This window comes from Mesorhizobium sp. M7A.F.Ca.MR.362.00.0.0, from assembly GCF_004023175.1.
In the GTDB taxonomy this organism is placed as follows: Bacteria; Pseudomonadota; Alphaproteobacteria; order Rhizobiales; family Rhizobiaceae; genus Mesorhizobium.
Window position 1 is genome coordinate 1 of record NZ_RZTF01000071.1, and the last position, 9,629, is coordinate 9,629.

The window sequence follows — 9,629 nt, forward strand, 5'->3', positions numbered from 1 at the left end:
TCCTAGGGTCTGCGCCGCGTCGCTTCGCTCCTTGCTCCGCCCTAGGATGACGAAGAAAGAGAGAGTCCTCAGCGCTGTCCCCTACCAGTCGCTGAGCTTCGTATCGGGTCCGTATTCCTGGCCGTCGATATCCTTGACCACGGCCTGGCCGCAACGCATCGTTTTGGCCTTCTTGTCGTAGGCATAGGTCGGCGAGCCGAACAGGTGCCAGCCCTTGTTCAGCGCCGCCGTCACCTTGTGGCAGAAGCTGGCATCGTCCGGAGCGGACAGAAAGCGGTAGAGTTTCATTGTTCAATTCCTGTCGTGAGTAGCCATAGCTAGCTCGCACCCATCGAGCATTTATGACCCGATGGCGGCTGCCTTCGCCAGCAGTTTTTCGGCCTGCGTCAAGTGCAGGCGCTCGACCATCCTGCCGTTCAGCGCGATCACGCCCTTGCCGGCATTCTGGGCGAGCGCGAAGGCTTCCTTCACCGAGCGCGCCTCGGCCACGGCTTCCGCGGACGGTGCGAAGGCACGGTTGGCGGCTTCGATCTGGGCCGGGTGGATGAGGCTCTTGCCGTCGAACCCCATGGCCGCGGCTTCCGCGCATTCATGGGTGAAAGCGCCGAGGCTGCGAAAATCGTTGGAGACCCCGTCGAGCATGTCGATGCCGCCGGCGCGCGCGGCCAGCACCATCTGCATCAGCCATGGCACGAGGTAGCGTCGGTCAGGCGTTGCCAGAATGCCGGTCTCCTTGACCAGGTCATTCGTTCCGGCAACGAAACAACTGAGCCGCGAGGCCGGGTCACGGCCAAGCTCGGCGATGGCGCCGATGTTGAGCAGCGCCTTGGGCGTCTCGATCATCGCCCACAGTTTCACGCTATCGGGGACAAAATTGTCGTCGAGCACATCGCCGGCCTCGAGCAGGTCGCGCGGCGTGTCGACCTTGGGCAACAGGATGCCGTCGGGCTCGCAGCCTGCGGCAGCCATCAGGTCGTCGGCGCCCCATTCGGTTGCCAGAGCATTGATGCGCACGATCATCTCGCAGCGTTCGTTGGGGCGGTTGGCGAAAATGCCGGCCAGTTTTTCGCGAGCGCCGATCTTGTCGGCCGGGGCGACGGCATCCTCGAGGTCGATGATGACTGCATCGCAGGCAAGCTGCGCGATCTTAGCCAGCGCCTTGTCGTTAGAAGCCGGGATGTAGAGCACGGAGCGGCGCGGGCGATAGGTTTCCATGGGTGATCTATGCCGCTTGTGGGTGGGTGAGGCAAGCGCGCAGGGCTGTGCCTGAGGCGAGCCAATCGCGAAAGCTGGTGCTGCCCCTCACTGTCCTGCCGGACATCTCTCCCCGTAAACGGGGCGAGAGGAGCTGGCGGCAACGCCGGCGCCTTTCTTGCGACGCTGGAGATTGGCGAAACCGGCGACAAGAGCGTCCCTCGCCCCGTTTACGGGGAGAGGATGCCGGCAGGCAGGTGAGGGGCAGCGCCGACGTTAGAAAGATGGCGAATTCGACCTCAACAATTGCCTGCACGAAAACTGCACAGGCCTGCGGAAAACCTCCTCCGATCCGCCGTGCTGCCTCCCCGCCGGCCTGACAAACAGGTGGCATGCAAAAGCGAGCAAAACCCCGTCTGCCTTACCGACTGCGCCGTGAAGGCTGGTGGCTGGCCGATGCGCCGCGCGTGTGTCCCGTCGCAACCCTCATTCCCTTTGTCCGCAAGAGCCCGCCGGCAACCCGGCGGGACGCCATCAGGAAAGCCCGATCATGACAGCGTTGTTCTCCGCCGCGCCGAGCTATTGCAGCCGCTTCGGTGTCGCCATCCTGCTGGCGGCACTTGCGGATTTCCTGTTCTACGGCCAGCCCGCCGGGATCACGGTTTTCCTGTTTGCCCTGCTGATTGCCGCCGCGGTTGTCGCCGTGCATCGGGCGGCTTTCAGCGACGGTCGGGTCTGGCTCAAGCCCATCGCCTTGCTTGTCGCGCTGCTGCCGCTGGCTGAAAACGTCAGCACCCTGTCGGTTTCGATCGCGCTGGCGGCGCTGACCGTCTTCGCGCTTTCGCTGAGCGGTCGGTTGCGGCACAGCATCGCCCGCATTGCCGGCCAAATCGCGCTGTTCGGGCTGGCGGCGCCGTTCCGCTTCGCCAATGATTTCGTCCGCTGGCGCAAGACGGCGCGCCGGTTCGGCCGGCGGCGGATCCGGCTGGCGGCGATCGCTGTCTGGGTGATGCCGCTGACGCTGGGCACGGTCTTCCTGGCGCTGTTCGGCGCCGCCAATCCGGTGATCGACTACTGGCTGTCGCTGATCGACCTCGTGAGGCTGCTCGATCTTATCCAGCTGGCGCGGATTGCCTTCTGGCTGTTCGTGCTCGGCGCTGTCTGGGCTTTTCTGCGACCGCGCCTGCCGCGCCTGGTTCGTCGCACCCCGCGCGCGGCGCCGGCCGTCAGCGCTCAAGCCGACAAAACCATCACCACCCTCGAAGACATCCTGTTCGGCAAGGCCGCCATCCTGCGCGCCCTGATCGTCTTCAACATCCTGTTTGCGCTGCAGACGGCGCTCGACGCCACCTATCTGTGGGGCGGGGCCGCCCTTCCCGACGGGCTGAGCTACGCGGCCTACGCGCATCGTGGCGCCTATCCCTTGATCGTCACCGCGCTGCTTGCCGCCGGCTTCGTGCTGGCAGCGCTGCGGCCAGGCAGCGACACCTCGGCCGATCCGTTCATCCGCCGGCTGGTCTATGCCTGGGTGGCGCAGAACATCATGCTGGTCATTTCGTCGATCCTGCGGCTCGACCTCTATGTCGGCATCTATGCGCTGACCTACTGGCGCGTCGCCGCCTTTGTCTGGATGGGGCTGGTGGCAGCAGGCCTTGCCCTGATCATTGCCCGCATCGCGCTGGCAAAATCCAATGAATGGCTGCTGTCCGCCAATCTTCTGACGTTATCTCTGACGCTTTATGCCGGCTGTTTCATCAATTTTGCAGCGACGATCGCCAACTACAATGTCGACCATTCCCTCGAAATGACCGGCCAGGGCATTCCCCTAGACGCCTGGTATCTTCACTCGCTCGGTCCGGGCGCGTTTCCCGCACTCGATCGCTTCCTCGAGCAGCAGGCCAAGACGGCGGCGGCCGGCACTGTCCGCGAACTGGCTGGCGTGCGCGGCAGCGATGAAATCTGGTATCGAACTATCCAGCAGAACTGGCGGGCCTGGAGCTTTCGCGACTGGCGGCTGCTTCGATATCTCGACACCAAGGGGCCGTTCGTGATTCCCTCCGCTATTGAACCTTCCATGCCGGGCCGCTGATCCATGCCGCATCACATCCTCGTCGCCGACGATGACCCGCACATCCGCGAGGTGATCTGCTTTGCGCTGGAAAAGGCCGGCATGAAAACGACAGGGGTGGCCGACGGTGCCGCCGCCTTGCAAGCGGTCGGCCGCCGGGCGCCCGACCTTGTGGTGCTCGACATCGGCATGCCGGAGATGGACGGGCTGGAGGTCTGCCGGCGGCTGCGGCACACATCCGATGTGCCGGTGCTGTTCCTGTCCGCGCGCGACGAGGAGATCGACCGCATCCTCGGGCTCGAAATGGGCGGCGACGACTATGTGACGAAACCATTCAGCCCGCGCGAACTGGTCGCCCGCGTCAACGTCATCCTGCGGCGCGCCCGCCCGGCCCCGGCCGAACCGGTCGACAACAGGCAGTTTTCGCATGGCAAATTGGCTCTGGCGCCGGCCAGTCACGCTGCCAGCTTCGACGGCAAGGCGCTTGCCCTGACGGGGATCGAATTCTCGATTTTGAAAGGGTTTCTGACGCGGCCCGCGCACGTGCTCGACCGCGACGCGGTGATGGCCAGCGCCTATGCCGCAAACATCCATGTCGCCGGCCGCACCGTCGACAGCCATATCCGCAACATCCGCGCCAAGCTGGCAGCAGTGGGTTGCCCTGACGTTATCGAGACGGTGCATGGCGTCGGCTTCCGGCTCGGCCGATGCGGCTGACGGCCTCGAGCAAATGGGTCGGCCGCAAATGGCGGCCACGGCTTGCCACGGTCGTCGTCGCCATCCTGATCATGGTGATGGCCCTGCCATTGGTCGGCCTGTTCTTCTTCCGCCTCTACGAGAACCAGCTGATCCGCCAGACCGAAGCGGAGCTGATCGCGCAAGGGGCGGCCATCGCCGCCATCTATGCGCAGGATGTGCGTGACGCCGGCATTGCGGCGGACAAGCTCGGCGCGCCGATGCCGGGGCCAGGCGGGGATTCAAGCCGAAGCGTCAATCCGGACCCGCTGTACAGGCCAATCGAACCGCAACTCGATCTTGCCTCGGATTATGTGCTGCCGACCCGGCCGGCGGCGATCGCTGCCACCGCCGATCCTGCCTTCGCGGCGATCGGCGCGCGCCTGTCCGGCATTCTCGACGCCACCCAGAAAACCACGCTGGCCGGCTTCCGGCTGCTCGACCCCCGGGGCGTTGTCATTGCCGGACGGGGCGAGGTCGGCCAGTCGCTCGGTGCGGTCGAAGAGGTGCGCACAGCGCTTGCCGGTCACTATGCCAGCGCGCTCAGGCTGCGCATTCCCGACCAGCCGGCGCCACCGCTCTATTCGGTCAGCCGCGGCACCAAGGTGCGTGTCTTCGTCGCCCTGCCGGTCGCCGTCGACGGCCAGGTCGCCGGCGTCGTCTATGTGTCGCGGACGCCCAACAACATCATCAAACATCTCTATGGCGAACGCGGCAAGGTGACGTTGGCGGCGATTGCCATTCTCGGCGGCACGCTGCTCATCGGGCTCATCTTCCTGCGCACCGTCAGCCGGCCGATCTATGCGCTGATCGACCGCACCGAGCGCATCGCCGCCGGCGACCGTACGGCAATCCGGCCGCTCGACCATCACGGCACGCGAGAGATGGCGGAGCTGTCCGCAGCCTTCCTCGACATGGCCGAGAAGCTTCAGGCGCGCTCGGACTCAATCCAGACCTTCGCCACCCATGTCTCGCACGAACTCAAATCGCCGCTGACAGCGATCCAGGGCGCAGCCGAATTGCTGCGCGATTCCGGTGACGCGATGGACGATACGGAGCGGCGGCGCTTTTCAGACAATATCGTCACCGATGCGGGACGGCTCAATCTGCTGGTTCGCCGCCTGCTCGACCTGGCGCGCGCCGAAAACCTGGCGCCGAGCGGCGAAAGCACATCGCTCGGTGCGGCGCTGGCGCTGCTGCCCGTCGACAACAGGCTGGCGGTTCGCGTCGGAGCCGGCGGCGAAATCGGCTTGCGCATATCGGCCGAGAACGCGGCTATCGTGCTGGCCAATCTCATCGACAATTCGGCCAGGCACGGCGCGACGGCGGTTTCTGTCTCGGCTACGAGCGCCGGCGGCAAGGCGAGCATCCTGGTCAGCGACGACGGCGCCGGCATTTCGCCGAGCAACCGGGCGCGCATCTTCGAACCGTTCTTCACCACGCGGCGCGAGCAGGGCGGCACCGGCATGGGGCTCGGCATCGTGCTGGCCCTCCTGAAAGCGCATGATGGTATGATCGCGCTGGTTGACAGCGAACGCGGCACGCGCTTCGAGATCATTCTGCCGGTGGCGTGAAGGACACCATCGGCCGGATCGGAGAGAACATGCGCTACGACATCGTCATCATCGGTGGAGCCATCGTCGGCTCCTCGGTCGCCTATTACCTGCGTGAGCAAGGGTTTTCCGGCACGATCGCGCTGGTCGAGCGTGATCCGCAATTCGCGCATGCGGCAACGACGCTGTCCATGGCCTCGATCCGCCAGCAATTCTCGATCCCGGAAAACATCCGCCTGTCGCAGTTCACGCTAAAGCTGTTCCGGCGGCTGAAGGAAGAGTTCGGCGCCGACGCCGATATCGGCTTTCGCGAAGGCGGCTACCTCATCCTTGCCGGCGAGGACGGCTTGCCGATCCTCAAGAGCAATCACGAGGCGCAGATGGCCGAGGGCGCCGACATCGTGCTCGAGGATGCCGACCAGCTTACGCGCCGGTTCCCGTGGCTGTCGACCGAGGGCATTTCAGCCGGCGCCTATGGCCGCACCGGCGAAGGCTGGTTCGACGCGCATGCGATGCTGACGCTGTTCCGCAAGGCGCTGCGGCAGAAGAAAGTCGATTTCATCACCGCCGATGTCACCGCCATCGCGCGCGATGGCAATCGCGTCACCGGCGTGAGCCTCGGCAATGGCGAGACGCTGAAGGCCGGCATCGTCGTCAACGCCGCCGGCCCAAACGCCGGCAAGGTGGCTGCCATGGCCGGGCTTGAACTGCCGGTCGAACCGCGCAAGCGCAATGTCTTCGTCTTCGAGGCGCGCGAGAAATATGCCGACATGCCGCTGCTGGTCGATCCCTCCGGCATCTATGTCCGTCCGGAAGGCTCGGTCTACCTCACCGGCGGCGCCGAACCGGAGGAAGGCGACCGCGCACCCGATCCCGGTGACTTCGAGGTAAACTGGCCGCTGTTCGAAGAGGTGATCTGGCCGGTGCTGGCGACCCGCATTCCCGCCTTCGAGGCGATCAAGCCGACCCGCGCCTGGGCCGGCCACTACGACTACAACACGCTCGACCAGAACGCGGTGATCGGTCCGCATCCGCAGGTCGGGAATTTCATCTTCGCCAACGGATTCTCCGGCCATGGCCTGCAGCAGGCGCCGGCGGTCGGCAAGGCGCTGGCCGAACTGATCGTTCATGGCGGCTATCGCACGGTGGATTGTTCGGCGTTTGGCTATGGTCGAGTCGCGGAAGGGCGGGCGTTCCGGGAATTGAACGTGATTTGAGCGTTGGCAGGGCAGAGAGGGGTGTGCGCCTCCAACGTCAAAGGCCTGCGCCGACCTCAGCCCTTGCGGTCGAACCAGAATGCATCCGCCATGCGCTTCATGCCGATACGTTCGTAGAAGCCGACGGCGTCGGGCATGGAGATCAGGCTGATGGCGACCGACGGTCCAAGCTGCCGGCGCGCCTCGTCCATCAGGCCCTTGCCGATGCCGAGCCCCTGTGCCGATCGGGAAACGGCGAGTTCGGAGATGTAGCAGACCCAGGAGAAGTCGGTGATGCCTCTGATCACGCCGACCAGCGGCTTGCCTTCGACGTCGAGACGCGCGGTCAGCACCAGATTGGCGCTCGACAGCATCGCCCGCAGCCGTGCTTCATCATCGACCGGCCGTGTCTCGCCGAGGCCGGATTCGACCAGCACACGCCGGAATTCGGCGATGTCGAGCGCGGGTTCGCTGTTATAGAGGACGTGTGCGTTTTCTGCCATGGCCGCCAGACTGCACCATCGGGCTGGCTTGTGCCACCGTGCACGAACAGTTGCCTTTTATTTGCTGCCGGCTTTGTGTAAACCGTGCCTCAGCAATCCCCCCGCAACGAAAACACGGGCAAAAGCCATGGAAAAGTTCACCAAGCTCACCGGCGTCGCCGCTCCGATGCCGATCGTCAATGTCGACACCGACATGATCATCCCGAAGGATTACCTCAAGACGATCAAGCGCACCGGGCTCGGCACCGGCCTGTTCGCCGAAATGCGCTACAAGGATGACGGCTCGGAAAATCCGGATTTCGTGCTCAACAAGCCGGCCTACCGCAAGGCGCAGATCCTGGTTGCCGGCGACAATTTCGGCTGCGGTTCCAGCCGCGAGCACGCACCATGGGCGCTGCTCGACTTCGGCATTCGCTGCGTCATCTCGACCTCGTTCGCCGACATCTTCTACAACAACTGCTTCAAGAACGGCATTTTGCCGATCACCGTCAGCCCTGAGGATCTGGAGAAGCTGATGGACGACGCCTCGCGCGGCTCCAATGCCACCGTGTCGGTCGACCTCGAAGCCAAGGAAATCCGCGGACCGGATGGCGGCGTGGTCACCTTCGACCTCGACGACTTCAAGCGGCACTGCCTGCTCAACGGGCTCGACGACATCGGCCTGACCATGGAGAAGGCCGGCGCCATCGCCTCGTTCGAAAAGCGCAACGCCGAACAGCGCCCCTGGGCCTGAGCGGTACACACTCCAGGCGGAGGCCCGGCAGCTTTCAGGCCGGATTCGTTGCGCCGGGCTCGTTGCGGAGGGACAGTCATGACACGTTCGCTTCTTGCCGGCGTCTGTGCGCTGGCGTGGATGCTGATGCCGCTGGCTGGCGCGCATGCACAGACCGACAGGGTGCTCGTGCCGGCTGACGATGCGTCCGGCGGGGCCGCCGGCCAGAGCGCGCCGAGCACCAACAACAATGTGGCCTTAGCCGACGATGACGACAGCCAGGCGCCTGTACCCTTCGAGGGCGGCACGCTGACCATCACCCAACCGGAACAGGACGGTGAGAAGGTGCTTGCCTATGACGGCCAGCAGCTGGCCAGCAATTATGACGTCTTCTTCGACAAAATAGTCGAGGTCGGCGGCGTCAAGGTGGCGCTGTTCGATGTGGGCGACGGCGGCAATCAATGCGGGCCTGCGACGGTGATCGTCTGGAAACCGGAAGGCGGCACCATCCAGAGCACCACGGTCGAGCAGGACCAGTGCGGCGCGCCGCCCTCGGCGGTGTCCGACAACGCCATCTATTTCGTGCCCTATCTGCTGCCGGGGGATGAGAAGCCGGCTTTGCAATGGTCGCCGACCGATGGGCTGACGATTTCGGGCAATCTGACCTACATGCCGGAACCCGGCACGGACTGGAAAGACATCGATCCGGAAAAGTACCAGAACATCATCGACGCCTTCCACAACGAGGCCGTCTACAAGGAAGCCGAAAAGCTGCTCGGCAAGGACATGCCCGACATGGCGACCAGCCTGCTGGTCGGCGGCGGCACGGAAAAGACCGCTTCGGGCGCCTTCTACGCCAGCGGCTGCGTGCCGCATGATTGCGGCGGCAATGACGGCTTCATGGCGGTCGACCCGGCCCAGCACAGGCTCTATTTTGCGCGCCGCGGCGACAATGGCCAGCCGCAGGCGTGGCCTGATGTGGCGACATGGCCGGTCGATGTGAAGGCGGCGCTGGACAAGGCGCTGGGGGCGGGGAATTAGGATTTTGTGGGCGACCGCCGCACCCCCCTCTGTCCTGCCGGACATCTCCCCCTCAAGGGGGGAGATCGGCTCTTCTCTCCTTTTGCCAATCTGCAATGCAGAAAAGAGTGCTGAATGGCGAAGCTGCTAATCTCCCCACTTGAGGGGGAGATGGCCGGCAGGCCAGAGGGGGGTGCTGTCCCGCCGGCATCGAAGGTTTGCACCGCCAATCCACCTGCGTTGGCCCATGGCCAGCCCTACCCTTTCCCTGCAAAATGGCCACCAAATCCTGCGAGGCCCCATGCGCAAACTCATCTCCACCGGTTCGCCGTTCGAAAAGACCGCCGGCTATTCGCGTGCAGTGGTGCAGGGCGACTGGTGTTTCGTGTCCGGTACGACCGGCTACGACTACGCGACGATGACGATGCCGGAGACGGTGGAGGCGCAGACGCGCAATTGCCTGGCGACGATTGCCAAGGCGCTGAAGGACGGCGGCTTCGAGATGGCCGACGTGGTGCGGGCGCATTACTACATCACTGACCAGGCCTTCGTGGACGTGGTCTTCCCGATCCTCGGCGAGACGTTCGGCGACATCAGGCCGGCGGCGACGATGATCGTCTGCCAGCTCAACAGATCGGAAATGAAGAT

10 protein-coding genes are annotated in these 9,629 nt (G+C 64.6%); 7 read left to right on the plus strand and 3 right to left on the minus strand.

What is annotated here, in order from left to right; translation table 11 throughout:
• Positions 1-81: 81 nt before the first annotated feature.
• Both EOC06_RS12195 and EOC06_RS12200 read right to left on the minus strand, forming a co-directional pair.
• Entirely contained in the window at positions 82-288 is a 207-nt protein-coding gene (locus tag EOC06_RS12195; RefSeq protein ID WP_127261267.1) for a DUF1737 domain-containing protein, read from the minus strand.
• A gap of 51 nt (positions 289-339) precedes the next feature.
• The gene (locus EOC06_RS12200; RefSeq protein WP_128307873.1) at positions 340-1,215 is read right to left on the minus strand and encodes a CoA ester lyase; all 876 of its coding nucleotides are present in this window, start codon (positions 1,213-1,215) and stop codon (positions 340-342) included.
• 529 nt (positions 1,216-1,744) lie between these two features.
• On the opposite strand from EOC06_RS12200, the gene EOC06_RS12205 reads away from it, so the two are divergent.
• The 4 genes from EOC06_RS12205 to EOC06_RS12220 are packed head-to-tail and all read left to right on the plus strand — an operon-like array spanning position 1,745 to position 6,767.
• Positions 1,745-3,283, plus strand: coding sequence for a DUF4173 domain-containing protein (locus EOC06_RS12205; protein WP_128307874.1), 1,539 nt, complete (start codon positions 1,745-1,747; stop codon positions 3,281-3,283).
• A 3-nt stretch (positions 3,284-3,286) separates the two neighbouring features.
• Complete coding sequence (locus EOC06_RS12210; protein WP_128307875.1) at positions 3,287-3,979, plus strand: response regulator transcription factor; 693 nt, start codon at positions 3,287-3,289, stop codon at positions 3,977-3,979.
• On the plus strand, positions 3,970-5,571 hold the full coding sequence (locus tag EOC06_RS12215) for an ATP-binding protein (RefSeq protein ID WP_128307876.1): 1,602 nt from the start codon (positions 3,970-3,972) through the stop codon (positions 5,569-5,571). Before EOC06_RS12210 ends, EOC06_RS12215 begins: the two co-directional genes overlap by 10 nt.
• Before the next feature lie 29 nt (positions 5,572-5,600).
• On the plus strand, positions 5,601-6,767 hold the full coding sequence (locus EOC06_RS12220) for an FAD-binding oxidoreductase (protein ID WP_128307877.1): 1,167 nt from the start codon (positions 5,601-5,603) through the stop codon (positions 6,765-6,767).
• Positions 6,768-6,823: 56 nt separating this feature from the next.
• Here the strand turns inward: EOC06_RS12220 and EOC06_RS12225 are convergent, their stop codons facing one another.
• On the minus strand, positions 6,824-7,249 hold the full coding sequence (locus EOC06_RS12225; RefSeq protein WP_128307878.1) for a GNAT family N-acetyltransferase: 426 nt from the start codon (positions 7,247-7,249) through the stop codon (positions 6,824-6,826).
• Between the two features lie 127 nt (positions 7,250-7,376).
• On the opposite strand from EOC06_RS12225, the gene leuD reads away from it, so the two are divergent.
• The 3 genes from leuD to EOC06_RS12245 all read left to right on the plus strand — a co-directional run.
• Positions 7,377-7,982, plus strand: coding sequence for a 3-isopropylmalate dehydratase small subunit (gene leuD / locus EOC06_RS12230; protein WP_023810900.1), 606 nt, complete (start codon positions 7,377-7,379; stop codon positions 7,980-7,982).
• Between the two features lie 78 nt (positions 7,983-8,060).
• Complete coding sequence (locus EOC06_RS12235; protein ID WP_128307879.1) at positions 8,061-9,002, plus strand: hypothetical protein; 942 nt, start codon at positions 8,061-8,063, stop codon at positions 9,000-9,002.
• A gap of 280 nt (positions 9,003-9,282) precedes the next feature.
• Positions 9,283-9,629, plus strand: a 347-nt coding sequence (locus EOC06_RS12245; RefSeq protein WP_245469516.1) for a RidA family protein, incomplete at its 3' end; no start/stop codon positions are given.

Coding starts and splice junctions, on each gene's coding strand:
- EOC06_RS12235 (WP_128307879.1), top strand. CDS start 8,061: ATGACACGTTCGCTTCTTGCCGGCGTCTGTGCGCTGGCGTGGATGCTG.
- EOC06_RS12200 (WP_128307873.1), bottom strand. CDS start 1,215: ATGGAAACCTATCGCCCGCGCCGCTCCGTGCTCTACATCCCGGCTTCT.
- EOC06_RS12215 (WP_128307876.1), top strand. CDS start 3,970: ATGCGGCTGACGGCCTCGAGCAAATGGGTCGGCCGCAAATGGCGGCCA.
- EOC06_RS12195 (WP_127261267.1), bottom strand. CDS start 288: ATGAAACTCTACCGCTTTCTGTCCGCTCCGGACGATGCCAGCTTCTGC.
- leuD (WP_023810900.1), top strand. CDS start 7,377: ATGGAAAAGTTCACCAAGCTCACCGGCGTCGCCGCTCCGATGCCGATC.
- EOC06_RS12225 (WP_128307878.1), bottom strand. CDS start 7,249: ATGGCAGAAAACGCACACGTCCTCTATAACAGCGAACCCGCGCTCGAC.
- EOC06_RS12205 (WP_128307874.1), top strand. CDS start 1,745: ATGACAGCGTTGTTCTCCGCCGCGCCGAGCTATTGCAGCCGCTTCGGT.
- EOC06_RS12210 (WP_128307875.1), top strand. CDS start 3,287: ATGCCGCATCACATCCTCGTCGCCGACGATGACCCGCACATCCGCGAG.
- EOC06_RS12220 (WP_128307877.1), top strand. CDS start 5,601: ATGCGCTACGACATCGTCATCATCGGTGGAGCCATCGTCGGCTCCTCG.